This window comes from Chelativorans multitrophicus (assembly GCF_011317445.1).
GTDB lineage: Bacteria > Pseudomonadota > Alphaproteobacteria > Rhizobiales > Rhizobiaceae > Chelativorans > Chelativorans multitrophicus.
Map to the genome: position 1 here is coordinate 120,749 of NZ_JAAAPL010000001.1, position 25,195 is coordinate 145,943.

Consider the following 25,195-nt stretch of genomic DNA (forward strand, 5'->3'; position numbering starts at 1 on the left):
ATGCGCTTTCTCCATCGGCTTTGATCTAACCTGCACCAAAAGCGTCCGCCAGAGGTTAGCGCGGGCTGTTATGAAGGAAACCTTCCACTTTGGTATTTCCCGAGGGGATGGCAAAGTGTCTCGCGCTGATGCTCGGACAGGATCTCGCGGAAGGTAATATGGAACGAAACGCGATAAAGCTTATCGGCAGCCTGATCCTCATGGCTGCGGCCGTTCTTACCGCCGGCTGGCTGGTTGAACCATCACAGCCAGGCTCGTTCTACAGGATCGAGGAGGAGATAAAGGGGGCGCCGGGCGATATTCTTCGCGTCGCACCGTTTCCCGGCCCCGTTGCCAACGGGGCGCGGGCCTGGCGCGTGCTTTATGTCTCGACCGGGCTTTCGGGCGAGCCGATTGCCGTTTCCGGCGTGATTGCCGCGCCGGAGGAAAAGGCTCCCGCCGAGGGTAGGCCCGTGGTCGCCTGGGCCCATGGAACCACGGGGGTGACCAGCCGTTGCGCGCCCTCGCTGCGCGCGGACTTCTTCCAGCATGTTCCCGGCGTAACCGAGTTGCTCAGGAAGGGGTATGTGGTGGCGGCGACGGATTATCCCGGCCTCGGGACGCCCTCCCCTCATCCTTACCTTGTCGGCGAGAGCGAGGGGCGCGCAGTGCTCGACGCGGTTCGCGCAGCGGCCAAAGTGGAGAGCGCCGGGACGTCTAAGCGGTTTGCCGCCTGGGGCCATTCGCAGGGTGGACATGCCGCGCTCTTTGCCGGGCAGATCGCCGCGGATTATGCGCCGGAGCTCGAAATTGCCGGCGTGGCGGTCGCAGCACCTGCGACAAACCTCGCGGAGCTTGTGGACGATGATCTTCCGAGCAAGGCCGGAAAGGTGCTGACCGCACTTGCCATGTGGTCCTGGAACAAGGTCTTTGACGCTCCCCTGTCGCCTCTGCTCGATCCGGAAGCCATAGCGGCCATCGACCGCATCGCTGCCGATTGCATGGAGGATGTCCTTCAGGGTCTCGTTCTCGCGGAGCGGGAAAAGGCGATCGACGGGAACTTCATCCACGGTGATCTGACCCAGACCGAGCCCTGGAAGAGACTGCTCGAAGAAAACACGCCGGATGCCGGCAAGGCCGACGCCCCGCTTTTCATGGCGCAGGGCACCGCGGACACAATTGTGCGGCCCCAGGTGACGCGCGATTTCGCCGAGCGCGCATGCCGAAGCGGCAGGCCGGTCCGTTTCATTGCCGGACCGGGGCTTGATCACATGGGAATTCTGGCCGGCGCCACAGCCGATGTCGTAGAATGGATTTCAGATCGCCTCGCTGGCAGCCCCGCGCCTAGCGATTGCGCGGACCTGCCGACCGTACGTTATTGAATCTACGCATCGTTCTTTCCGAAAACCGTTTCCGGTTTTCGGGCCGGTGCGCTTAGCTGGCCGCCACCTGTTCGAATGGCACCGGTATTTCCGATCTTCCTTCCATCCAGGCGGGAACGGGAAGCTTCTTTTCACGCAGGAAGGCAGGATTGAAGAGCTTCGACTGATAGCGCGTGCCGTAATCGGCCAGAATCGTAACGATCGTGTGGCCGGGGCCCAGTTCCCTTGCCATTCGAATCGCGCCAGCGATGTTGATGCCGGTCGACCCGCCCAGGCACAGCCCTTCTTCCTGCACGAGCGAAAAGATGATCGGCAGCGCCTCCTCATCGGGAATCTGAAAGGAAAAGTCCGGCTGGAAATCTTCCAAATTCGCCGTGATGCGCCCCTGCCCGATTCCTTCGGTGATCGAACTCCCCTCCGATTTCAATTCGCCAGCGGTGTAGTAGCTGAAAAGGGCAGCGCCAAGCGGATCGGCCAGCGCCACCTTGACGTCCGGGTTCCTGGCCTTGAGGCCCGCCGACACGCCCGCAAGCGTGCCGCCAGTACCAACGGCGGAGACGAAGCCGTCCACCTTGCCGCCCGTCTGGCGCCAGATCTCTTCGGCTGTGGTGCGGATGTGGCCGTCGCGGTTCGCCACATTGTCAAACTGGTTGGCCCAGATGGCGCCGCTCGCCTCGGTGCGGGCAAGCTGTTCGGCGAGGCGGCCCGAAACCTTCACGTAATTGTTGGGGTTCTTGTACGGGACAGCCGGCACCTCGATCAGCTCCGCTCCGAGGATGCGAAGTGCATCCTTCTTCTCCTGGCTTTGCGTATCGGGAATGACGATTACGGTGCGATAGCCCAGGGCCTTGGCGACGACGGTAAGGCCAATCCCCGTATTTCCGGCCGTGCCCTCCACGATCACGCCGCCCGGCCGCAGCAGGCCACGCTTCTCGGCATCGCGAATGATGAAGAGCCCGGCCCGGTCCTTCACGGACTGCCCGGGATTCATGAACTCCGCCTTACCATAGATCTCGCAGCCGGTCTCCTCGGAAGCCCGTTTCAGGCGGATAAGTGGCGTATTGCCAATGGCTTCGATGACGGTCTGGTACATGGCGGATCCTCGCTGGTCACGGGCTACGGCGACTGGTGCACGGACAGTATGTCGCCCTGCGAACCTAAAAACCGGTCATCCCTGTTGCAAGTTCTTGTTTTTGCGCCGTCCACAAAGCGTTGGCAAAATGCTTCGGTCATTCTGCCCCCAAGCGGACAGTTTTTCCGTTGCGCTGCTCCGGCGTTTGAGGGAGGCCGGAAAAGCCGCCCTCCCTGGGAGTTACAATCAGGCCGCCTTTGAGGTGGGGCGCTGCGCTCCGCCTTTCTGTCCGCGGCGGTTGCGCCGGTGACGCGGAGGCTTGGCGCCCGACCGTTTGGGCGCGGCATTTCTTTGCGGCTTCCCCTCGACGCCCTCGGCAAGCGGTTGAATTGCCGAAGGGACGCGGGGCTTTGGTGCAGAATCCGGCTGGCCGGTGATATCGCGAGCGATTGGAAGGCGGTTGCGTATCACGCGTTCCACCTGGCGCAGCTTGGAAACTTCGCCGGGATCGCAGAGCGTGATTGCCTCGCCCTCCGCACCGTTGCGGCCGGTACGGCCGATGCGGTGCACATAGCTCTCCGCCTCGTCCGGCAGATCGAAATTCACCACGTGACTGATACCCGGAACGTCGATGCCGCGGGCGGCGATATCCGTCGCCACCAGGATGCGCACCGCGCCCTCCCGGAAATCATTGAGCGCGCGCTGCCTCGCGTTCTGAGACTTGTTTCCGTGAATCACCGCCGCTTGAAAACCGTCGTGCTGAAGGTCCTTTGTCACCCTGTCCGCGCCGTGTTTGGTGCGAGAGAAAATGATGACTTGGGCCATTTTCTCGTCGGCCAGCATTTCCGACAGAAGCTTCCGCTTCTGCTTGGTGCGGGCCATTATGACGCTTTGCCTGATCTCTGCCGCCGTGGTGCCCTGGGGAGAGACTTCAATGCGCACGGGTTCCTTTAGCAGGCTGGAGGCCAGCGCTTCGATTTCCCTTGGCATGGTTGCGGAAAACAGTGCGGTCTGGCGTGCCGGATGTGTTGCTTTTGCGATGCGACGGACATCGTTGATGAACCCCATGTCCAGCATGCGGTCCGCCTCGTCGAGCACGAGCCAGGTCGTCTCCGAAAGGACGACTGCCCCATCGCGCACGAGATCCGTCAGCCGGCCCGGCGTGGCGATCAGCACGTCCACGCCCTGAGCCATCCGCTTTATCTGTGAATGGCGGGAAACGCCGCCGAGCACCAGCGCGGTGGAGACGTGAGCGCCCTTGGCAAGTTCGCGCACGACCTTCTCGATCTGCACCGCGAGCTCGCGGGTCGGCACCAGGATGAGAGCACGCGCCGTGCGCGGACGCCGCTTCGTCCCAAGCCCGATGATCTTCGACAGAATGGGCAGGGAGAATGCCGCGGTCTTGCCGGAACCGGTCTGAGCGACGCCCAGAATATCGCTGCCCGCGAGGAAAGGCGGAATGGCTTCTTTTTGGATGGGCTTCGGTTCGGTCATGCCGGCAGCCGCTGCTGCCTTCAGAAGCGTTTCGCTGATGCCCAGATCGGCGAAGCCGCCGGAAGGCAGAATGTTGTCTTTGGTCAATCTATTCTCTCTTTCGCGCTCAACTCCATGAGTCGGCGCAAATTGCATTGCGGCAGGGCGCAACCTGCCGAATAGGATTTTGTGAAACGACAAGGCGGCGGAAAATTCCACACGGCTGCGCTGTCGCGCCCGAATTGTTCGGGCTTCTCCGCCTGCGATTCACTGAATTCGAGGAGGATCAGACGCAACCAGTCTCGTTTTGAGAAAGCCGGATTGCCCAGCCCATGCGCCTATGCTGCTCATATGGCGTATCCTTCGCCGAAGCGCAATGATAATCTTGTGCGGTGCGGCATCAGGGCCGGATGGCTGCGGCCATATCCCTCAGCGCAAGCACGGTGCGCCAGTTCCGCGCGGTCATGGCGACCTTGAGCGTCGGCTCGATCTTGGGCACGAACAGAGAACGGCCCATGCCGTCCGGCGTGTGGAGATAAAGGGACCGGCCGTTAAGGACAAAGCGCTCCGCGCCCGTAGCCTTCCCCTGAAGAGCCTTGACGGCCTGCGCTTCGGGCTCACGCTCCAGCGCGAAATGGTGCAGCTTGGTCGGTTCTGCGACCACGTCGGGGTAAGGGTTCTGCTCTATCGCCTTTACCCATTCGGCGAGACTGCGCACAAGCACTCTCTTTTCGAAGCCCATCTGCTCCTTCACCGCCGCAGCCACTTTCCGGGCCACCTGTGCTTCCGTCAACGGCGAGGACAGAACGGCATTGCCGCTGTTGATATAGGTGGAGACGTTGCGGAAGCCCGCCTGCGGAAGCACCTCCCGCAGCCGCGCCACAGGAAGCTGCGTGGCGCCGCCCACGCCGCGAAAGAGCACGATATAGGCCGTTCCCGCCGTCATATGAGGAGATTCGCGATCGTCTCGTCTTGGGTGATGTCCTGATACCCCCAGCCGGCCTCGTCAAAACGACGCCCCAGCAGGGCAAAGTTCCGCGGGTCCTTGGTCTCGATGCCGATCAGCACCGAGCCGAAATTGCGCGCGGATTTTTTCAGATATTCGAAGCGGGTGATATCGTCGTCCGGCCCCAGCAGATCGAGGAAATCCCGCAGCGCGCCGGGGCGTTGGGGAAAACGGAAGATGAAGTACTTCTTCAAGCCCTCGAAACGCAGCGAGCGCTCCTTCACATCCGGCAGCCGCTCGAAATCAAAGTTGCCACCGGAAACGACAGCGACGATCGTGCTCCCACGGATCTCCCGCCGTGAAAAATCCTTGAGGGCGTCAATCGCCAGCGCCCCTGCAGGCTCGAGCACCACACCTTCTATGTTCAGCATTTCGAGGATCGTCGAGCAAAGGCGATTTTCCGGTATTTTATGAACATCTTGAGCAGAAAAGTTCTTAAGACGCTTGAACGGCTCGCGCCCGATCTCGGCAACAGCAGCGCCGTCCACGAAATTGTCCACCTGCGGCAGCTTTACTCTTTTGCCGGCCGAAAGGCTGAGCGCAAGACTTGGCGCGCCGGCCGGTTCGGCAAAGGCATATCGCGCGCCGATACCGCTTTCCTGCAGGAAGGCAGTGATTCCGGCAGCAAGGCCGCCGCCGCCCACCGGCAGGATGATCGTCGCGCCCTCCAGACCCTTTCCCAACTGGTCGGCCAGTTCCTGGGCAACCGTCGCCTGTCCTTCGATGATATCGCTGTGGTCGAAAGGCGGGACCATCAGCGCATGGTTAGTATCGGCAAACTCCTTCGCCGCCTCATAGCAATCCTCGAAGAAATCGCCCACGAGCCGAACCTCGATCCATTCTCCGCCGAAAAGCATCGTCTTTTCGATCTTCTGCTGTGGCGTTGTAACCGGCATGAACACCACACCCTTGCGGGAGAAGTGCCGACAGGCGTACGCGAAGCCCTGGGCGTGATTGCCCGCCGAGGCACAGACGAAGCCATCCGCCCCCGCACCGGCCGCGATTGCCTTGCGCATGAAGTTGAACGCACCGCGCAGCTTGTAAGAGCGCACGGGGGTCAGGTCTTCTCGCTTGAGGAAGACCCTCGCGCCCGTCTTCCTGGAGAGATAATCGTTTTTCTGGAGCGGCGTCTCGGGAAACAGGTCGCGCAGCGCCTGCGCTGCTCTCCCGACGCGCCCTATGAAAGCGCTCATACAATTCTCCTCAGGCCGGAAAGCTCGGCAATCACGATGCTATTGCATATCGAACAGGCTGAGGCCACTTTGCATTTCTTCCGCCAAAGGCAGGATCAGGCGGAAGAACGCCATGGCCGACGAATCGGCATGCCCAATCTCGGTTCTTATTTCCGGCGCTTTGCTACGGCCCGGCTCACAAATTTCCGAGCGGTCACGTGAAGCCAGGAAATCCGCGCCGTCATGGAGGACTGTTTGGTATCTATGTACAGGCCAAATCTCTTTGGCCGAATCGTTGTAGCGAGAGGGATTTTTGCGATGGCCTCGCCTATACGGCAAAAATCGCCATTATCTATTCAGGAGAGACTTTTGCGACCAGTGCCGCGGGTTCGCCCGTTCTACGAGGCGAAGCCGGCATGTGGGGCAAAGCTCATAATCGCCCGTCAGCAGCTCTGATCCCTGCCGCGACGTGATCTTGATCTTAACCCAGCGCCATTCGTCGATCTTACGCAACGCACTTTCCACACCGCAACCGTCGCAAATCCACTGTGAAGTGCGGCTCAAGGCGTTCACTCCCGACTCCTCATCCAATTGCCACTATAACGTGCACTAATGGGGAAAGAGTACAACCGGTTTTTGGCTTAAATGCACAGATTGAAGCAATTTTTCTAAAAATTGCGGGAGTTTATAAAATACACACCAGCGGCCGCCGGCATCAATAGGCGACAGGCAAACAGAGCTAAGCGGGAGCTAAAATGACCCTGGTCCTGGCCCGCCTTAAAGAACGTTAGAGCCAATCCGGCTCAATCGTCGCGATAAACCTTCTCTCGCCTTTCATGCCGCTCTTGAGCCTCGATCGAGAGTGTCGCGATCGGCCGCGCATCGAGGCGCTTCAGCGAAATCGGCTCGCCCGTTTCCTCGCAGTAGCCATAGGTGCCGTCCTCGATGCGTTGCAATGCAGCATCGATCTTGGCAATCAGCTTGCGCTGGCGGTCACGCGCCCGCAGCTCGATCGCTCGGTCGGTTTCGGAAGAAGCGCGATCAGCGAGGTCCGGATGATTGGCGTTTTCCTGCTGCAACGCATCGAGCGTCTCGCGAGCTTCCCTCAAGATCTCGTTTTTCCACTTGATCAGCTTGGCCCGAAAATAGGCCCGCTGACGCTCGTTCATGAAGGGCTCGTCCTCGGAGGGGACATAGTCGGCATCGACGAGATCGGACATGGATTAACCCCACAGCTTGCCAGCGGCGCCTATATATTCGGCTGTGAGGGCTGGGACAAGCATTAACGGTCTTTGAATAACGCATTTGTCATCTTCAGGTGGAAAACATCAAACGGATGCAACGTAAATTCGCAGTGGGATAAGGTTTCCGGAGGTGCGAAGCGGTTTGGCTCCGCACATACTACATCATAAGATGGAGCAGAGGCCGTCGGACGGCCGCTCACCCTAGGAGAAGCGCTTGTACCGGCTTTATCTATTGCGGCACGCTGAAGCTTCGCACGCGACGGCAGGTGCGCATGATTTCGACCGTGTGCTGTCCGACCGGGGCTGGCAAGACGGCGTGGAACTCGGGCGTGCCATGAAGACTGCCGGCTATCTGCCCAGTTCCGTCCTTTGCTCCAGCGCGGTTCGGGCGAGCCAGACCTGGGAAGCCGTGAGACAGGGCCTGGAAGCCCTTTCGATCGAGGTCAGCTATTTGCCCGAACTTTACCGGGGAGATGCCGCGGATTGCCGTATCCTGATCATGACCTCGCCGGTGGAGAGTTCCCTCCTGGTGATCGGCCACAATCCCGCGATCCAGGAACTGGCACACCTGCTCCTACGCGGGAGTGAGGCGCGCATGGCCGCGTCGGCCGGATTTGCGCCGGGAACACTTGCCGTCCTGGACTTCCCGGAGCCGCTGCAAAACCTGGCGCCGCGGACCGGCACCCTCGTCGCCGTCCTTTCGCCGCGCAAGTGAGGTGCAGCGGGGCGACACCCTCAACCCTTTTCATATTCCCTTCCAATTGCCTATATCGGTGCCGGAGAGCAGATAAGGAACACCCCTTGCCATCGCTGACCACGTTCGCTGACGAAGCCCGCATCGCTCTCGACACCGTGGCCGACCGGACCGCAGGTCTCTGGTCACCTTCCATCCGGATCGGCGTGACCGGCCTCTCGCGGGCGGGCAAAACGGTCTTCATTTCCGCGCTGGTCCACAATCTGATCCATGGCGGACGGCTGCCGCTTTTTGAGGCGCAGTCCTCAGGCCGCATCGCCAAAGCCTATCTCGAGCATCAGCCCGACGATGCCGTCCCACGCTTCCAGTATGAGGACCACATCGCGGATCTTGTGGAAAGGCATGTCTGGCCCGCCTCCACGCGGGCGATCTCGGAACTCAGACTTACCATCGAATACGAATCGGCCTCGGCCTGGGGCCGGCTCCTCTCACGCGGGAAGGTCTCGATCGACATCGTGGACTATCCCGGCGAGTGGCTTTTGGACCTTCCTCTCCTCGGCAAGGATTTCGAGACCTTCAGCCGCGAAGCGATGGAACTGTCGGAACTGCCGGGGCGCGAGGATATTGCCCGTCCCTGGCGGAACCTTGCCGCCAGCATCGACCCGGATGGCGAGGCCGACGAGGTTCTCGCCCGAAAGCTGTTCGAAAGCTTCACCTCATATCTCAGGGCATGCAAGGAAGAGAGCCGTGCTCTTTCCACCCTGCCGCCGGGCCGTTTCCTTATGCCGGGAGACCTGGAAGGTTCGCCTGCCCTCACCTTCGCACCCCTTGCCAGGTTCAGCACGCGCGCACGCGCCGGCTCCATGCAAGCTATGATGGAACGGCGCTACGAGGCCTACAAAACCCACGTGGTGAAGCCTTTTTTTCGCGAGCATATCGCACGGCTCGACCGGCAAATCGTTCTCGTGGACGCCATGCAGGCCATCAATGCCGGTATGCCAGCCGTGCACGACCTGGAACGCTCCTTGATGGAAATCCTTGCCTGTTTCCGGCCCGGCCGCAGCAACCTGCTCACCGGTCTCGTTTCGCGCCGGATCGACCGGATTCTGATCGCCGCCACCAAGGCGGACCATATCCATCATGAGAGCCACGACCGCCTGCAGGCAATCGTGCGGCGCCTGGCGGAGCGGGCGATAGCACGGGCGGACTTTTCCGGCGCGCTCGTCGACGTGGTGGCGATGGCGGCGGTCAGGGCAACGCGGGAGGGGACGGTGACGCGCGGGCGTCAGACGCTTCCCGTCATCATCGGCACTCCGCTGGCGGGGGAAAGCATCGGCGGAGAAATATTCGACGGTGAAACGGAAACCGCCATTTTCCCCGGAGACCTGCCGGAAAGCCCTGCTGCCTTCTTCCGCAAGGAAGCACCCGCGCCTTCCGGCGACCCTGCGATCCGCTTCGTACGCTTCCGCCCGCCGAAGCTCGAACGCACCATGGAGGGCATTACCTTGTCGCTGCCTCACATCCGGCTTGATCGAGCCCTGCAATTCCTTCTTGGAGACAAGCTCGCATGAGCGAACCGCGCCGCCCCGCCGCATTCCGGATTGAGCCCGCGCCCTCCCCCTCTCCCGAGGCGACGCGGGAAGACGTACGCAAGCCGCGCGCCATAAGAGTGGACGAGGCGGTCAAGATCACGCCGGCCGAGATCGACATCTTCGATTCTCTGGAGACTGAAGCTTCCGCTCCGCCGCCCGCGGCAGCTCCGAAAAGGCGCTCACGCCTCGGTGCCGTTTTCGTGGCGGCGCTGGGAATGCTCGTCTCCCTGGCAGCGGGACTTTGGGCGGACAGTCTCATCCGCGACCTCTTCTCCCGCGCCGATTGGCTTGGCTGGCTGGGTGCGGCGCTCGTAGCAGTCGCGGCGCTGGCGCTGTTTGCGATCGTCGTGCGCGAGGCCATCGCGGTCGCGCGGCTTGCTTCCGTTGAAAGGATGCGGCGGCGCTCCGACGACGCTTATGAGCGTGACGATGCCAGGCAAGCGCGGGCGGTGATCGCGGATCTGTCCTCGCTGCTTGCAAGCCACCCCGACACGGCCGCAGGGCGGCGGCAACTGGAACAGCTGGAGGGCGACGTCATCGACGGACGCGACCTCCTGCGGATTGCCGAAAAGGAACTCCTGGCGCCCCTCGACAAGCGTGCTCAGAAACTGGTGCTCGATGCCGCCAAGCGCGTTTCGGTTGTAACGGCGGTCAGCCCTCGGGCGCTGATGGATGTCGGCTATGTCATCTTCGAAGCGGTGCGCCTGCTCCGCCGCCTGTCCGAGCTCTATTGCGGCCGCCCGGGCTTTTTCGGATTCCTGCGGCTGTCACGCAACGTGCTCGCCCATCTCGCCGTCACCGGCTCCATGGCAATGGGCGATACGATTGTGCAGCAGATCGTGGGGCACGGAATTGCTGCCCGCCTTTCGGCCCGGCTCGGCGAGGGGGTGGTGAACGGCATGATGACGGCGCGCATCGGCATGGCTGCCATTTCGGCGATACGCCCGCTTTCCTTCCGCGCTGTCGAGCGGCCCGGAATCGGCGATTTCCTGAAGGCGCTTACTCAATTCGCGGCCAAAACCGACGGCAAACGAACCTGAATGCCTTTGATACAGAAGTTTATCGGGCCAACCATCGCCTGCCGGGGCTACTCAGTGATAAAGCTTTAACCAAACTTCTTCATGCTTCGGAAATCGATGTCGCCCCAGTGGATGTTCCGTCCCATGTTCCTGCGCAAAATTGTCCTTTTACCCTTCGCCGCCGCCCTCTTACTCGGGACGACGGCATTCGCGACCGCCTCCGACCATGAGCGCCGGTTCTTTGAGCAGATCGAGGGTGGCTGGACCGGCCCCGGCGAGATCGTCGCGGGAAAGTACAAGGGTACGAAGTTCGTCTGCAATTTTGCGGGCGCAACCCCGGAGGACCGGGTGGGCATGTCGCTTGACGGCGGCTGCCGTGTGGGCGTCTTCAATCAGGACATGTCCGCCAGGGTGGAGCGCAGCAAATCCGGGTTCAGCGGCACATTCCAGGACGGCGCGAGCGGCAAAGGGCTCGATGTAATCGGCGGCTCTGTCAAAGGCCAATCCGCAGTCTTTGCCATTCATCGCAAAGCCCTTACCGGGGCGATGCGCGCGCAGCTTTCGGACAAGAACACGATGAATGTGACGATCTCCGTCCATGTGGATGAGGACCTCGTCCCGGTGATCGGCATGACGCTGAAGCGCGTGGACGCTAAGACGGTGAGCGCGTTAACGGGCGAATAGCCTCATTCTTCCACCACTCGCCGCCGGTCTTGACCGGCTCGACGCCGGAAGCATCGAGCCGTGCCATATGTTCACTGATCGACTTTCCTTCGAGCACAAGGCCAGGCGCGATTTCGGCCAGTGGCAGCAGCACGAAAGCGCGCTGGAGCATCCGCGGGTGCGGAATTTCAAGCATGGCGTCGGCAATCCGCTCATCATCATAGGTCAAGATGTCGATATCGATGACGCGTGGGCCCCACCGGTCGCGGCGCTCCCTTTTCAGCATGCGCTCGATTGCCAGACACTGCGAAAGCAGTTCGTGCGGGGTAAGCCCGGTCTCAATTTCGGCGGCCGCGTTGAGAAACTCCGGCTGATCCAGCTTGCCCCAGGGCGGCGTTCGATAGACCGAAGAAACACGGATGACGCAGGTCTCGGGGCTGGCATCAAGAACCTGCAGCGCCTCTGCCATGGCGCGTTCCGGCTCGCCCAGATTGCCGCCCAGGCACAAAAAGGCGCGTGCTTTCCTATTGGGGCCAGTCAACCGTTACCTCGACATAATCCAAGACGCCGGCAATGGGCGCGGACGGCTTTCGAACCGTGATCGTTGCATGCTTGATTTGAGGGAATCTTGCGCATAGCGACTTTGCGATCCGAAGTGCCAGCGTTTCGATAAGCGGGCAACGCTCGCCCGTGACGATTTTCTCAATAAGGGAGAAGGCGACGCCATAATCGACAGTCGTCCCGATGGAAGCCTCCTCCAGCGGCACTTCAGGCTCCACAAGGAGCTCGGCGTCGACATAGAATCGCTGGCCCAGCGCCGCCTCCTCGTCGAGCAAGCCATGCCGAGCGTAGAACGCGCAATTCCTCAATCGGATGGAGTACACGGGAATCCTCCCTTACCTTTCGGCGGCGCGGGTGGCGTCTGCGATCCGCAGCGCGTCCCTGTTCGCCGCAACATTGTGCACGCGGAAGACCGAGGCCCCTTTCAATCGCAGCAAGGTGCTTGTTGCCGCCGTTGCAGTGTCTCGATCGCCCACCTCGCGTTCCGTGATGCGGCCGATAAAGCGTTTGCGCGAGGTGCCGACGAGAAGCGGAAATCCCAGCCCCCTCAGTTCTCCGAAACGGGCCATGATCTCGATATCCTCGTGCCATTCCTTGGCAAACCCGAATCCCGGATCGAGAACGATCTGCTCGTCCCGGTTGCCTGCCTGATGGGCGATTTCGATCGACTTGCGCAAATAGAAGAACTGATCGGCGATGACGTCAGGCAGCTTTTGCCTTCCCCGCCCGGTGTGCATGAGAATCAGGCCCGCACCAGCATTCGCGGCAGCCGTGGCAACGGCCGGATCCCTTTGCACGCCGAAAATGTCGTTGACGATATGGGCGCCGGCGCGAACGGCAAGCTCGGCCGTTTCCGAACGATAGGTGTCAATCGACAGCACGAAGCCGTCTTCCCCGGCAAGCGCCTCGATGACGGGCAGAACCCTTCTTTGTTCCTCAATTGCGCTCACGGGTTCGGCGCCAGGCCGCGTGGATTCTCCCCCGACATCGATGATAGAGGCCCCCTCAGCGGCCATTATACGAGCCGCCGCAACCGCACTTTCCACGGACAGCAGGCGTCCGCCATCTGAAAAGCTGTCCGGCGTGACGTTGAGGATGCCCATGATCAGGGCATCCCCTCCGAGCTCCAGGGTGCGCCCATGAGCCAATGTCCACTGCCGCGGTTCGGTCATTTCCTAAATCCATGCGATCAAATTCATGTGCGGCTCCTTGCCCGCAGAATCAACTGCCACGGCCGGGTCATACATGCTTTTTACCTAAAGGAAGATGCGTCTGTGCCGGGCCCCGATTTTCATTGCGTCCGCCCCCGCGTCGTCGCAAAGTCTCATCGGGGCGCCCCCAGGAGATTTTTGATGCTACGCCTTCTCCCGATCATGCTGTTTTTTGCCATGGCGCTTAATCCCGCTACGGCTGCAACCATTTCCAAGACCTATAGCTATTTTCCCATCGGCGGCCGAACCCTGTCGGAAATAGAGCGGCAGCTTCATACACGCGGGCCGCGCCTCGACAGCACCGGCCAGAGACATCCGGGCGCCACTAATATGGAGTTCACAACGCGCATCGACTATGCGGAGTCGCGCGGCCAATGCCGCATCGAAAATGCCCGTGTCTCCGTTAAGGCCAAGGTGATCCTTCCGCAGTGGCGGGACAGGCGTCGCGCGGAGACCGAGGTCAGGCTGATCTGGGACACGCTCTCACGCGACATCAAACGCCATGAAGAAAGCCATTTGAGCATCGCCAAGAACCACGCGCGGCTGCTCGAGGATACATTGAAGGGACTGTTCCCGCGGCGGACCTGCAGCGCGCTTGCCAAGCAAGTGGAGGAGACAACGCAGCGGCTTCTTGCACAGCACGACGCTGCTCAAGACAAGTTCGACCGCATCGAGAGCATCAATTTCGAGAGCCGGATGATGCGCCTGCTGCGCTATCGCCTGCAACAGATCGAGGCCCTTCAAATGCGGCAGCAGGGCCGTTAGTTGCCGCAGCGCTGGCAGTGGCGGGCCTGATGAGGTCAGCCCTGACGCTCAGGTATCCTTACCGTAAGGCCATCCAGCTCTTCCCTCACCCGAACCTGGCATGACAGCCGTGAGGTCGGCCGCACGTCATAGGCAAAATCGAGCATGTCCTCTTCCATGGGCTCCGGTGGGCCGACGATCTCCGCCCATGCCTCGTCCACATAGACATGGCAGGTTGCACATGCACAGGCGCCTCCGCATTCGGCTTCTATGCCCGGCACGCCGTTTCTGACGGCGTTTTGCATCAACGTTGAGCCGTTATCGGCCTGGATGTCGAATTCCGTGCCGTCGAACGCGATGAATTTCAGCCTTGGCATAAGCGAAAACCTGGAGGGGTTGAGCTGCTGCGGAGGAACAACAGCCGGGAATAATCACTACGCAGGACGAGTCAACCTGCTCCACCAGTTTCCGTATGCTGGGAGACAAAGAGCTTCATCTCCTCGATAAGGCGGGGCAGCCGCTCCGCGATCTCTTCGGAATTTGGCGAAGCCTCCAGCTCGGCGGCGCAGGCTGCGATCGCGAAAGCACCGACGGCCCGCGCCGATCCGACCAGCCTGTGGGCAAGCATGCGACGGCCTTCCAGGTTTGTGCCGGCAACTTCGGCTTGCGCCGCCGCCGCTTGCACAAGGAAGAGATCGAGCACCTCGCGCTTCAATTGCTCGTCGCCCATCGTCTGACGGCTCAGATGCGCGAAATCAAGCGGTAAGGCTTTGAAAATATGTTGTTTTTCTGAGTCCAGCATTCCCGGCAACCCACCCTGGCCACCCCATTAATATCCAGCTAATGTGCGTTTAACCAGCATTAACTCCTGTGGACAAGGCATTAAGGTTATGCCCAAAAAATACCGCATTCAGCCAGTCTGCCGTTAACCCTATATTTAAACTTACGGGCATGGCTTTTAAAACGTATTTTAATCACAACCCTGTGCCACTACGATACGGGTGGCAATATGTGGGCGGAAACAGGTCGTGAAGGGACCCAATTCGGGATGCCCAATGACAGGGTAGGCGGCGGCATGGCACGCAATACGATCAAAAAAGAAGACGACTTCGCGAAAGAGCTCGAGGATGCCCTGGAGCTTGAAACCGCATCTTTCGCGGTGGAGAGCGAGGATCTCGACGTGGCTGCCTCCATGGAGGAGCTCGAAGCGCAGATCACAATGGCTGCCGAGGAGCTTGCCCGCGAGGGCCGCAGCGATCAGGAAGAGGCCGCCCTCCCCAAGGAAGCGGCGAACACCAAGGCCGAAGCCTTGGCTGACAATTTCGAAGAGCTGCCCGAGCTGGACGAGGAGCCGGAAGAGTTTCAGCCTGTCGAAAACCTTACGCGAGCGGAGGCTCAGCCGCCCAGCACCGGCGCTACGCCGGCGCTTCTGCCGGCCAATGATGACAAGCAGACGAGCGATTATCTGCGTCTCGCCCACACGATCGAGCAACAGCCCTCGCGCACGAATTACTGGATTGCTGCCGCGCTTTCAGTCGCGTGGGTCCTGCTCGGCGCCGCCGTTGCTCATTTTGGCTTCGGCTCCCAGATCTGGCAGATCGGCTCGTTGAGCGAGCTTGCCTCTGCTCCCGCGGCGCTTGGCCTTATCGCCGCCGTCGTGATGCCCGTGCTGCTCATCTGGGGCTTCGCCGTGATGATCCGGCGTGCCCAGGAAATGCGGCTTGCCGCCCGCAACATGGCCGAAATCGCCTTCCGCCTCACCGAGCCTGAAAACCTGGCCCATGAGCGCGTGATGATGGTCGGCCAGGCCATCCGCCGCGAAGTGCAGGCGATGAGCGAGGGCATCGAGCGCACGCTGGCACGGGCGGTCGAACTGGAAACGCTCGTTCATACGGAAGTCAACGAGCTCGAGCGCGCTTACTCGGAGAACGAGGCTCGCATCAGATTTCTGGTCGACAGCCTTGGCAGCGAGCGCGAGGGCATCGTCGGGCATGCGGAGCGTGTCCGGGCCTCCATCACCGGTGCTCATGAAGTCATAAAAGAAGAGCTCAATTCTGCCAGCGAGCAGATCCGCGTGACAGTGGATGGCACGGCGCAGCATCTGTCCACCATACTTCAGCAGTCTGGCGACACCTTTGCTCAGCGCATAAATACCACGGGCGATTCGGTCGCCAATCTGCTCAACGAGCGTTCGGAACTTCTCTCGCGCCAGCTTGCCACGTCGAGCGAGACCCTCGCCGGATTGCTTGATTCGCGCATTTCTGCGCTTGGCGAATCCAGCCAGGAGTTCATCAAGCGTGTCAGCGCCTCTAGCGATGGCGTGAAAGGCCTTCTGGACGAGCGCGCGGAAACTCTCTCGCGGCAGATCACCACCTCGGGAAGCGGGCTCGCGGAGTTGCTCGACACCCGTATCGCGACGCTCACGGAGCGTACCGATCACGCCACACGTACCCTCAGCGATCTGTTCGACGACCGGGTAAACGGCTTCGTCTCCTCGGTCGGAAGCGCATCCGATCGCCTGAATGCGTTGTTCGCCGACCGACTGGGCGAAATCGAGCGCACCTTCACCGATCGCGGCGAAACACTGCTTTCGGAGTTTTCTACCCGTGCCCAGGCTTTGGACACAGGAATTGAGCGGCTTGAATCGGCGCTCGATGCGCGCGCGCGCAGCATCAATGAGGCTTTGGTCGAGCGCGCCCGCGAAATCGCCGATACTTTTGTCCGTGGCAAGCAGGATGTCATCTCGGCCATCGAGGCCGGGCGAAACACCATCGACGGCGAACTTTCGGAACTCGTCGCCTCGACATCCATCATGCTGCAGGGCAAGGCGGAGGAATTCGCAGAACGGCTCAAGGAAGGGCACGCAGACCTGGACAGCCGCCTCGACCAAGGTCTCGGCCGCTTCCATTCCGTGCAGGCACGCATGGATGAGGCGATCACCAATCAGATCAACGTATTCGAGCAAAACCAGGGGCGTCTCGCGGAGCTCCTTCAATCGGATATTCAAAAGCTCGACGAGGTTCATGCAAACTTCGAGAGCCGGGTCTCCAGGCAGATCAACAAGCTGATCGAGACGCGCGGGACGTTCGCTGCGGCGCTTGAAGAGGATATTGCCAAGATTGGCGAACAGCGCGACGGGATCACCGCCGCCATCCGCACGGATATCGAGCAGATCAACAGCGCTTTCGCTGCTCAAACCGGCCTCATCGAAGAGCGCACCAAAACCATGGAGAAGGCGCTCACCATCGGCGTCGATAATGTGCGCCAGACGCTGGAGAGCAGCGCAATCGTGGTCGCCTCCGCGCTTCGCGACAAGGTGACCGAGGCAACGTCCTCCCTGGGTGACGAGACCACCAAGCTGCTGGAAGGCATCGATCGCCGAGTGGCCGCGCGCGTGGAAAGCACGACGCGTCTGTTCACGGATCAGGCCGAGCGGATCGACGCCACCTTCGACAGCGCTGCCGACCGCATAGCTGCCCGCGCCGAAGAGGTCGCGCGCAGGCTCGGTGAACATGTCGAGCAGATCGACATGACCTTCGACGGCGCGACGGAACGGGCTTCCGGACGTGTCGAAATGGTCGCTCAAGCAATCGCTGGCCAAGTCAGCCGGATCGATTCGGCTGTTGATGCGGCCGCGGATCGAATTTCAACTCGCGTGGAGGGTGTAAGCCGCTCGCTCTCCGACCAGATCGGGCAGATCGACAGCACTTTCGATAACGCGGCGGACCGGGTTGCCGGTCGCGTCGAAGGCGCCGCGAAGCTTCTTGGCGAGCATGTGGAGACGATCGACCTGACGCTCGACAGTGCTGCGCGGCGTATCGCCGAAAGAACCGAAAGCTTTCAGAGCGGTTTCAACGAGATCGATGGGCGCGTCGGAACACGGATCGACGAGATCTCTTCCGTGCTGTCCGACCGGGCAGACATGGTCGCGCGCACCTTTGAGGAAGCCGACCAGCGCATCGTTGCCCGCACCAAGCAGACGTCCCTGGAGCTCGAGGCGCGTGCCGCGGCCATGGTGGAGCAGCTTGCCGAGGTCGAAGGTCGCCTGAGGACGGCGACCGGCTCCACGAGCTCGGCCATCATGGGCAGCGTGTCCGAGGTCGAGCGGCGACTCACCGAAAGCGTCGGCCGCACGGCGGTCGCGCTGGAAGAAGGCTTCGGCGGCGCCGAAGAACGCTTGAAGACCACCGCGGAACAGGCAGCTCAGCATTTGAGCCAGCAGCTTGCCCGCACTCAGGCCGATCTGGTTTCGACCGCCGATACGATCGGCCAGACCTTTGCCACCATCAATGAACATATTTCCCGGCGCACCGGCGAGACTGTCCGGACGCTTGAGGAGCGCACGCGCGAGTTCAACAGCGTGCTTGCAAGCCGCACATCCGAGATCGCCCGTATCCTGGATGAAACCGCTCGGCCGCTGGTCGAGCGCTTTGAAAGCAGCGGAGGAGAGCTTCGCGAAGGCATTGAAGCCATCACGCAGCAGACCGCAGAGCGCCTGCGCCAGGAGAACGCCGCCCTCGTCAACGCCTTGGCAAGCCGCACGTCCGAAACGCTCAGCGCCATGGAGCGTGCCCGCAACAATGTGCTCGGCAATGTCGGCGACCTGCTCGGCAAGCTGGAAACCTCCGGCGAGAAACTAAGCGGGCTGATAACCGCAGCGACGCAAAATCTTTCGGACGTGGACGAAAAGCTGACAGGAACCACGCACGAATTTGCCCGCAACGCAGAAAGGGCGGCGGAGACGATCGCCAATTCCGCAAGCCTCATCAATGCGAATTCCGGCCGGCTGGCGGATTTCTCCGAGCGGACCTTGCGGGAGATCTCAGTCATTGCCAGCCGTTTCGAAGATCACAGCCGCGTTCTCGAAACAGCTTCCGAGTTGCTCGAGAAGGCGCAGGGAAGCCTCGGCGCCAGCCTGGAAAGCAGGCAGCGCGCGCTGGATGAGCTGGCAAACGGGCTTGTCGAAAAGTCCGAGCATGTCGAGCGGATCATGAAGTCCTTCGAGCATCTTATTGAAAACACGATAGACGGCGCCGAAGGCCGGACGCGTGAATCGATGGATGCCATTCGCAACTCCATCAATGAGGTCGTGGAATCCGCGACACGCCGCTTTGCAGGCGCGACGGAAGACCTGCGCCAAAGCGCACGGGAAATCCGCGATGAGATCGAAGCCACCCGGGCAGACGTGAAACGGGGAATTGTCGAACTTCCCGAGGAGGCCAAGCAGTCGACCTTCGCCATGCGCCGGGCCATCACGGAGCAGATCAACGCCCTGAAGGAGCTTTCGGACATCGTGGCGAAATCCGGTCGTCTGCATGACGTGGGCGGTAGCAGTGCGCGCGCGCCTGACGGGGGCCCTGCGCTCGAGCGGGTTCGTCCGAACTCCGGGCAGATCGTGACGGAGGCAGGACCGGCGCTTGGCTTCTCGCGCATCGTCGAAAAGCCGCGTCCCGACCTGGCGCCGCAGAGGCCGCGCCAGAGTGCACCCCGGCAGGTTGTTTCCGCACGCGACGAGCAGCCCTCATCCCCCAGCGGCGAGGGATGGATTCGCGACCTTCTGCGTAGCGCCTCCCGCGAGGAAGAAGCCGCGGCCGTGGAAGCGCCCTCCGACAAGTTTCCCGCACATGTCGTGGAATCCTTGAATTCTCTCTCCCTCGATATCGCCCGGGCGATCGATCACGACGTCTCTGTCGAGCTTTGGGAGAGATATCGTCGCGGGGAGCGCAACGTCTTCAATCGCCGGCTCTACACATTGAAGGGTCAGCAAACCTTTGACGAGATCCAGCGCAAGTATCGAGAGGATGCAGAATTCCGCAAAGCAGTCGATCAATACTGCCGCGATTTCGAGAAGCTACTGGCCGATGTCGCCCGTTCCGACCGCGACAATGTGATGAGCCAGACCTACCTCACCTCGGACACGGGCAAGGTCTACACCATGCTGGCCCACGCAAGCGGGCGGCTGAACTGAACTGTTAAAGCGGCCTCAGATGTGGGCCGCTTTCATGGCCGGCCATTAAGGCTGCCGTAAAATCCTTAGGATGGCCGCCTTGGAAACGAGGCGGCCATTTTCATGGGACACATTGTCGGGGAGCAGTCGATGCGACGCCAAATGTTCCGGCTGTACGCTGAAGGCGCGCTGGACTACCGCTAAAAGGCGTCTCGTCAAGCGCCATTTCGAGACGAGCTCAATCGTATCAACGCGAGCGCCGGCGCAAAATGATGCGCGGCGGACGATGCGCCGGCAAATATCCGTTCCGCACGATCAAAAGAAGATGGCTGACGGAAGTTCCTGACAAGATCTCAAGGGAACAGGACCTCAAATGTCCCTCCCCGTCCCGCCTGTCGCATCCTGCTTGCCATCAAAATTCAGGATCGCCATCGCCTGAAGTAGAAAGAACCGGTTACGCGGATTCACTTGCCACATAGCCCGCATTTTCCGAAACTTCTTTTTGCATAAGGCATTTTTTCGCAGCTCAAATTATACTTGCATTACTCTACCTTCCCGAGCATTCTCAAATTGGGACAGAAATGAGGGCTGTATGCTTGGTGGCCAGGACGACGCCCTTCAAGCTGGGATCGTGGAAACTGTACGGAGCGCGAAGAATATTGAGGAGGCTATATTCTTATTGCGTGACGGCCTCGGCCTCGCGCATGTGAGCTTCCATCTGAATGTTTCCGGAGCAGCCCCGCTGGATTATCCCTATGTGAGGACGACTCTCCCCTCACAGTGGATCTCCCGCTACGTTCTGCGTACGTATGTCGGTCACGATCCGGTGATGCGCGAAGGCTTTTCATCCCTGCGCCCCTTTTCATGGCACGAGCTCGAAATGAGCGAAAAGGAGCGGGAGTTCATGGAGGATGCCCGTTCCCACGGTATCGGCGCCCAAGGCTATTCAATTCCGACGGTGGATCGGTTCTCCCGTCGCTCGCTTCTGTCGTTGACAGCCGATCTCGACCTTGGCCTCTGGGCGGGTTTCATCCGCCGGCATGCTTCATCAGTGATCGAAATTTCTCAGGTCTTGCACCAAAAGGCGCTTAATGAACTGGGGATCGGTGAGCCGTCCGGCGCAACCTTGGCGCCGCGCGAGAGGGAATGCCTACTGTGGACCGCTCGAGGCAAGGATTCGAAGGATATCGCCGGGATTCTCGATCTGTCCGAGTATACGGTGCGCAGCTATTTGAGAACTGCGCGGCAAAAGCTGCAATGCAGAACGCTTTCACAGGCGGTGGCCACGGCCACGCGGCAACGGATCATCGATCCCTAGACCATCGGCATCGAGCCAAACGGCTCCGATTAATGCTTCTAAGAAACTTCGTCTTACTCAGCTTCTGGAGGTCAGTGGTCCTTCGAGCGGCATCGTGCATCCGCGCATATTCCGGCACCGTAATGCACCTCGGCGGCGTGGCCGGGCCCGCGCACAAGGCGCACAAATCGTTTAGGCGCTTGATCTCCGTCCCCGCCTTGCGCGGCCTGCGCCAGACGCAGCGGTATGACGCCCTAAAGCGCCGGCAAGTCGCCGCGCACCCACTCTTCCTGGATTTCCGCCGTGCGTTCGCCCAGCCGGCCGGCTTCAATGGCGGCTCGGATGTCGGCCATCAGGCCCTGGTAATAGGCGAGATTGTTCCAGGTGAGCAGCATGCCGCCCAGCGCCTCGCCGGATTTCACCAGGTGATGCAGATAGGCGCGGGAATAATCACGCGCGGCCGGGCAATCGCTCTCCTCGTCCAACGGACGCGTGTCCTCCGCGTGGCGGGCGTTCTTCAGGTTGATTTTGCCGCGCCGGGTGAACGCAAGCCCATGGCGGCCCGCCCGGGTCGGCATCACGCAGTCGAACATGTCGATGCCGCGCGCAACGGACTTCAAGATGTCGTCGGGCGTGCCAACGCCCATCAGGTAACGCGGCTTGTTAGCCGGCAGCGCAGGGCAGGTTGCATCGAGAATGTCGAGCATCACCTCCTGCGGCTCGCCCACCGCGAGCCCGCCCACGGCATAGCCTTTCAGCCCCATCGCAGCGAGCGCTTCGGCAGAGCGTAGCCGGAGCCGCCGGTTGTCTCCGCCCTGAACGATACCGAACATGGCCTTGCCCGGTTGATCGCCGAAAGCGATTTTGCAGCGTTCGGCCCAGCGCAGCGAAAGCTCCATCGCCCGCTCGATTTCCTTTTCCGGCGACGGCAGCGCGATGCACTCGTCGAGCTGCATCTGGATGTCGGAATCGAGCAGACCCTGGATCTCGATGGACCGCTCGGGCGACATCTCGTGCACCTCGCCATCCACATGGGAGCGGAAGGTGACGCCCTCCTCCCTCACCTTGCGCAGGGCCGAAAGCGACATCACCTGGAAACCGCCGGAATCGGTTAGGATTGGATAAGGCCAGCGGGCAAATTCGTGCAGCCCGCCGAGCCGGGCCACGCGCTCGGCACCCGGTCGCAGCATGAGATGATAGGTGTTGCCCAGGATAATGTCGGAGCCCAGCGCCCGCACCTGGTCCATATACATCGCCTTCACCGTGCCGCCGGTGCCTACGGGCATGAAGGCCGGCGTACGGATGTTGCCGCGCGGCATGGAGATTTCGCCGCGCCGCGCCTTGCCGTCGGTGGCGAGCACGCGGAAGGTAAAGGTGTCGCTCACGTGTCTTCCCTGAAAAGCAGGCTGGAATCGCCGTAGGAGTAAAACCGGTAGCCCTGGTCGATGGCATGGCTGTAGGCGGATTTCATCGTCTCAAGCCCGCTGAAGGCCGAAACCAGCATGAACAGGGTCGAGCGAGGCAGATGGAAGTTCGTCATCAGAATGTCAATCGCCCGGAAGCGGTAGCCGGGTGTGATGAAGATATCCGTCTCGCCGGACCAGGCCTTGAGCAGCCCCGAAGGCTCAGCCGCGCTTTCGAGCAGCCGGAGCGACGTCGTGCCCACGGCGATGATGCACCCGCCACGTGCACGCACCGCGTTGAGCGCATCGGCCGTCATCCCGTCGACTTCGCCCCACTCGGCGTGCATCCTGTGAGCTTCCGTATCCTCCGCCTTCACCGGCAGGAAGGTCCCGGCGCCCACATGCAGCGTCACGAAATGCCGCTCGACGCCGATTGTATCGAGGGCTGAGAAGAGATCCGGCGTAAAATGGAGCCCGGCGGTGGGCGCCGCCACTGCGCCTTCCTCGCGCGCGTAGATGGTCTGGTAATCGGCGCGGTCGCGCTCGTCGTCAGGCCGCTTCGAGGCGATATAAGGCGGCAGCGGCACATGGCCGGCCGCCGCGATCGCCTCGTCGAGAACCGGCCCGGAGAAATCGAAAACGAGCAGCGCCTCTCCACCCTCGCCTTTTTCCGCCACCGTCGCATCCAGTGAACCCAGAAAACAGCTTTCGCCATCATGGCCGAACTGGATGCGCTCGCCCACCGCCACCCGCTTGGCGGGCTTCAGGAATGCCTTCCAGCGGTCCGGGCCGGCGCGCATATGCAGCGTCGCTTCGATTTGCGCGACCGTCTCGCCGCGCCGGCGAATGCCTGAAAGCCGGGCCGGGATCACCTTCGTATCGTTAAAGACGAGCGCATCGCCCGGCCGCAAAAACTGCGGCAGGTCACGCACGATGCAATCTTCCAGAGGTTTCCCCGGCCGCACGACGAGCATACGGGCTGAATCGCGCGGGCTTGCGGGCCTCAGCGCGATCCGTTCTTCTGGAAGATCGAAGTCGAAGAGATCGACACGCATGGGTGAGCGAAAGAGCGAATAGTGAGTTGCGAATAGTGCAGCCTACTCGTCCCCACCCGCTATTCGCTACTCCCTAACTGCTTCTACGCAATATCCGCCGCCACCCGCATCGAGACGATCGAATCCGGATCGCGCACGGGCTCGCCGCGCTTGATCTTGTCGATATTGTCCATGCCCTCGACTACCTGGCCCCAGACGGAATATTGCTTGTTGAGCCAGGGCGCCTCCCCGAAGCAGATGAAGAACTGCGAGTTGGCGGAGTTGGGGTTCTGCGAGCGGGCCATGGAGCAGGTGCCGCGCACATGCGGCACGTTCGAGAACTCGGCCTTGAGGTCCGGTTTGTCGGAACCGCCCATGCCGGTGCCCGTGGGGTCGCCCGTCTGAGCCATGAAGCCGTCGATCACGCGGTGGAAGACAATCCCGTCGTAAAATCCCTCGCGGGCCAGCTCCTTGATGCGCGCCACATGGGCGGGCGCCACATCCGGGAATAGCTCAATCACCACATTGCCCTTGGTCGTCTCCATGACGATTGTGTTTTCCGGGTCTTTCTTTTTAGTCATGAGACGCCTCTCTTCTGTCGTTTCTATTCGTCTGCCGCGATCCGCACGCTCAGCATGCGATCGGGATCCTGCACCAGCCCGTTCGCCGCCGGATCGCCCTTCTTGATGTTGTCGACGAGCTCCATGCCCGTTTCCACCTGCCCTACCACAGTGTAGGCGCCGTTCAGATGCGATGCCGGTGCGAACATGATGAAAAACTGCGAGTTGGCTGAGTTGGGATCCTGCGATCGCGCCATGCCGACCGTACCACGATCAAAGGCGGTGTTGGTGAACTCGGCCGGCAGGTCCGGCAGGTCCGAGCCGCCGGTGCCCGCGCGCTCAGCGCTGAAGCCGTCTTCCAGATCGCCGAACTGGACGTCGCCCGTCTGCGCCATGAAGCCGTCGATCACGCGGTGGAAGGCGACATTGTCATAGGCGCCCTGGCGCACAAGCGTCTTGATCTGCTCCACGTGCTTGGGCGCGAGGTCGGGCCGCAGCCCGATCACCACATCGCCATCCTTGAGCTTGATGATCATCGTGTTTTCGGGTTCCGCGGCAAGTGCGGCGGAGCCGAAGGCCAAAACGGCGGCAACGCAAAGAGGTGCAAAGCGAGAAAAAGGGCGCATCAAATCTCTCCCGGTTAGGCTGAAAATTTTTCTTTCAGGGCCGCCGCCACGACGGCCGGCACGAAAGGCGCGACATTGCCGCCCATGGATGCGATCTGCCGCACGAGCGTAGCCGTGACGGTGCGGACCGATGGGCTCGCCGGCAGAAAAACCGTGAGCAGCTCCGGCGCCATGGTCTGGTTCATGCCCGCCATCTGCATCTCGTAGTCGAGGTCCGTGCCGTCACGCAGGCCGCGGATCATGATCGAAGCACCGTGGACGCGCGCAGCATCGATGACCAGATTATCGAAAGCCACCACCTTGATGCGGCCGCCATCGGCGCCCAGCTCATCCTTGGCCGAGCGCTCGATCAGGGCAACGCGCTCGCCATACGAAAAGAGCGGCTTTTTGCCCGGGTGAATGCCGATGCCGATCACCACGGTATCAGCAAGTTCCAACGCCCCCTTCAGAACGTCGAGGTGGCCGTTGGTAAGCGGATCGAAGGAGCCGGCATAAAAGGCGGTGCGATCAGTCATG

23 protein-coding genes are annotated in these 25,195 nt (G+C 61.3%); 8 read left to right on the top strand and 15 right to left on the bottom strand.

Translation table 11 applies throughout. The annotated features are described in order from the left end of the window. Nucleotides 1-158 precede the first annotated feature (158 nt). The gene (locus GNP00_RS00570; RefSeq protein WP_041545297.1) at nucleotides 159-1,361 is read left to right on the top strand and encodes an alpha/beta fold hydrolase; all 1,203 of its coding nucleotides are present in this window, start codon (nucleotides 159-161) and stop codon (nucleotides 1,359-1,361) included. Between the two features lie 52 nt (nucleotides 1,362-1,413). Here GNP00_RS00570 and GNP00_RS00575 read toward each other — a convergent pair whose 3' ends face one another. From GNP00_RS00575 to dksA, 5 genes are all read right to left on the bottom strand, one after another. Next, nucleotides 1,414-2,454 carry a cysteine synthase A gene (locus GNP00_RS00575; protein WP_011580763.1) on the bottom strand — a complete coding sequence of 347 codons (1,041 nt, stop codon included), beginning with the start codon at nucleotides 2,452-2,454 and terminating at the stop codon, nucleotides 1,414-1,416. Between the two features lie 225 nt (nucleotides 2,455-2,679). After that, nucleotides 2,680-4,062: a DEAD/DEAH box helicase gene (locus GNP00_RS00580; protein ID WP_011580762.1), complete on the bottom strand. Its 1,383-nt coding sequence runs from the start codon at nucleotides 4,060-4,062 to the stop codon at nucleotides 2,680-2,682. Between the two features lie 244 nt (nucleotides 4,063-4,306). Further along, on the bottom strand, nucleotides 4,307-4,852 hold the full coding sequence (locus GNP00_RS00585; RefSeq protein ID WP_011580761.1) for a DUF1697 domain-containing protein: 546 nt from the start codon (nucleotides 4,850-4,852) through the stop codon (nucleotides 4,307-4,309). Further along, on the bottom strand, nucleotides 4,849-6,105 hold the full coding sequence (gene ilvA, locus GNP00_RS00590) for a threonine ammonia-lyase IlvA (RefSeq protein WP_011580760.1): 1,257 nt from the start codon (nucleotides 6,103-6,105) through the stop codon (nucleotides 4,849-4,851). Before ilvA ends, GNP00_RS00585 begins: the two co-directional genes overlap by 4 nt. Nucleotides 6,106-6,887: 782 nt before the next feature. Next, entirely contained in the window at nucleotides 6,888-7,304 is a 417-nt protein-coding gene (gene dksA, locus GNP00_RS00595; RefSeq protein WP_011580758.1) for an RNA polymerase-binding protein DksA, read from the bottom strand. Between the two features lie 238 nt (nucleotides 7,305-7,542). On the opposite strand from dksA, the gene GNP00_RS00600 reads away from it, so the two are divergent. The 4 genes from GNP00_RS00600 (at nucleotide 7,543) to GNP00_RS00615 (ending at nucleotide 11,317) form a co-directional block, all read left to right on the top strand. After that, complete coding sequence (locus GNP00_RS00600; RefSeq protein WP_011580757.1) at nucleotides 7,543-8,043, top strand: SixA phosphatase family protein; 501 nt, start codon at nucleotides 7,543-7,545, stop codon at nucleotides 8,041-8,043. An 86-nt stretch (nucleotides 8,044-8,129) separates the two neighbouring features. Next, complete coding sequence (locus tag GNP00_RS00605; protein ID WP_011580756.1) at nucleotides 8,130-9,593, top strand: YcjX family GTP-binding protein; 1,464 nt, start codon at nucleotides 8,130-8,132, stop codon at nucleotides 9,591-9,593. Further along, nucleotides 9,590-10,654, top strand: a complete 1,065-nt coding sequence (locus tag GNP00_RS00610; RefSeq protein WP_011580755.1) for a YcjF family protein — start codon at nucleotides 9,590-9,592, stop codon at nucleotides 10,652-10,654. The genes GNP00_RS00605 and GNP00_RS00610 overlap by 4 nt, the downstream gene beginning before the upstream one ends. A 123-nt stretch (nucleotides 10,655-10,777) precedes the next feature. Beyond that, on the top strand, nucleotides 10,778-11,317 hold the full coding sequence (locus tag GNP00_RS00615; RefSeq protein ID WP_041545291.1) for a hypothetical protein: 540 nt from the start codon (nucleotides 10,778-10,780) through the stop codon (nucleotides 11,315-11,317). On the opposite strand, the gene folK is transcribed toward GNP00_RS00615, so the two are convergent. The 3 genes from folK to folP are packed head-to-tail and all read right to left on the bottom strand — an operon-like array spanning nucleotide 11,286 to nucleotide 13,029. Continuing rightward, nucleotides 11,286-11,837 carry a 2-amino-4-hydroxy-6-hydroxymethyldihydropteridine diphosphokinase gene (gene folK / locus GNP00_RS00620; protein ID WP_011580753.1) on the bottom strand — a complete coding sequence of 184 codons (552 nt, stop codon included), beginning with the start codon at nucleotides 11,835-11,837 and terminating at the stop codon, nucleotides 11,286-11,288. The genes GNP00_RS00615 and folK overlap by 32 nt on opposite strands. Beyond that, nucleotides 11,821-12,180, bottom strand: coding sequence for a dihydroneopterin aldolase (folB, locus tag GNP00_RS00625; RefSeq protein WP_011580752.1), 360 nt, complete (start codon nucleotides 12,178-12,180; stop codon nucleotides 11,821-11,823). The genes folK and folB overlap by 17 nt, the downstream gene beginning before the upstream one ends. A gap of 12 nt (nucleotides 12,181-12,192) precedes the next feature. Further along, complete coding sequence (gene folP / locus GNP00_RS00630; RefSeq protein ID WP_011580751.1) at nucleotides 12,193-13,029, bottom strand: dihydropteroate synthase; 837 nt, start codon at nucleotides 13,027-13,029, stop codon at nucleotides 12,193-12,195. Between the two features lie 180 nt (nucleotides 13,030-13,209). Between folP and GNP00_RS00635 the strand changes: the two genes are divergently transcribed. Next, nucleotides 13,210-13,833: a DUF922 domain-containing Zn-dependent protease gene (locus GNP00_RS00635; RefSeq protein WP_011580750.1), complete on the top strand. Its 624-nt coding sequence runs from the start codon at nucleotides 13,210-13,212 to the stop codon at nucleotides 13,831-13,833. A gap of 35 nt (nucleotides 13,834-13,868) precedes the next feature. Here the strand turns inward: GNP00_RS00635 and GNP00_RS00640 are convergent, their stop codons facing one another. Beyond that, a complete protein-coding gene (locus GNP00_RS00640; protein ID WP_011580749.1) occupies nucleotides 13,869-14,189 on the bottom strand; it encodes a 2Fe-2S iron-sulfur cluster-binding protein in 321 nt (106 codons plus the stop codon). Between the two features lie 71 nt (nucleotides 14,190-14,260). Continuing rightward, entirely contained in the window at nucleotides 14,261-14,614 is a 354-nt protein-coding gene (locus GNP00_RS00645; protein WP_011580748.1) for an Hpt domain-containing protein, read from the bottom strand. Nucleotides 14,615-14,887: 273 nt separating this feature from the next. Between GNP00_RS00645 and GNP00_RS00650 the strand changes: the two genes are divergently transcribed. Next, on the top strand, nucleotides 14,888-19,780 hold the full coding sequence (locus GNP00_RS00650; RefSeq protein ID WP_083764588.1) for an apolipoprotein A-IV repeat region-like domain-containing protein: 4,893 nt from the start codon (nucleotides 14,888-14,890) through the stop codon (nucleotides 19,778-19,780). Nucleotides 19,781-20,351: 571 nt separating this feature from the next. Beyond that, nucleotides 20,352-21,077, top strand: coding sequence for a LuxR family transcriptional regulator (locus tag GNP00_RS00655; RefSeq protein ID WP_011580746.1), 726 nt, complete (start codon nucleotides 20,352-20,354; stop codon nucleotides 21,075-21,077). A gap of 233 nt (nucleotides 21,078-21,310) precedes the next feature. Here GNP00_RS00655 and tgt read toward each other — a convergent pair whose 3' ends face one another. From tgt to coaD, 5 genes are all read right to left on the bottom strand, one after another. Beyond that, nucleotides 21,311-22,441, bottom strand: coding sequence for a tRNA guanosine(34) transglycosylase Tgt (tgt, locus tag GNP00_RS00660; protein ID WP_011580745.1), 1,131 nt, complete (start codon nucleotides 22,439-22,441; stop codon nucleotides 21,311-21,313). Then, nucleotides 22,438-23,514 (bottom strand): tRNA preQ1(34) S-adenosylmethionine ribosyltransferase-isomerase QueA, encoded by a 1,077-nt coding sequence (gene queA, locus GNP00_RS00665; RefSeq protein WP_011580744.1) that lies wholly within the window; start codon nucleotides 23,512-23,514, stop codon nucleotides 22,438-22,440. Before queA ends, tgt begins: the two co-directional genes overlap by 4 nt. 83 nt (nucleotides 23,515-23,597) lie before the next feature. Next, nucleotides 23,598-24,074 (bottom strand): peptidylprolyl isomerase, encoded by a 477-nt coding sequence (locus tag GNP00_RS00670; RefSeq protein ID WP_011580743.1) that lies wholly within the window; start codon nucleotides 24,072-24,074, stop codon nucleotides 23,598-23,600. Nucleotides 24,075-24,097: 23 nt separating this feature from the next. After that, nucleotides 24,098-24,589, bottom strand: a complete 492-nt coding sequence (locus GNP00_RS00675) for a peptidylprolyl isomerase (RefSeq protein ID WP_425482940.1) — start codon at nucleotides 24,587-24,589, stop codon at nucleotides 24,098-24,100. Nucleotides 24,590-24,693: 104 nt separating this feature from the next. Next, nucleotides 24,694-25,194: a pantetheine-phosphate adenylyltransferase gene (coaD, locus tag GNP00_RS00680; RefSeq protein ID WP_011580741.1), complete on the bottom strand. Its 501-nt coding sequence runs from the start codon at nucleotides 25,192-25,194 to the stop codon at nucleotides 24,694-24,696. Between the last annotated feature and the right edge of the window lies 1 nt (nucleotide 25,195).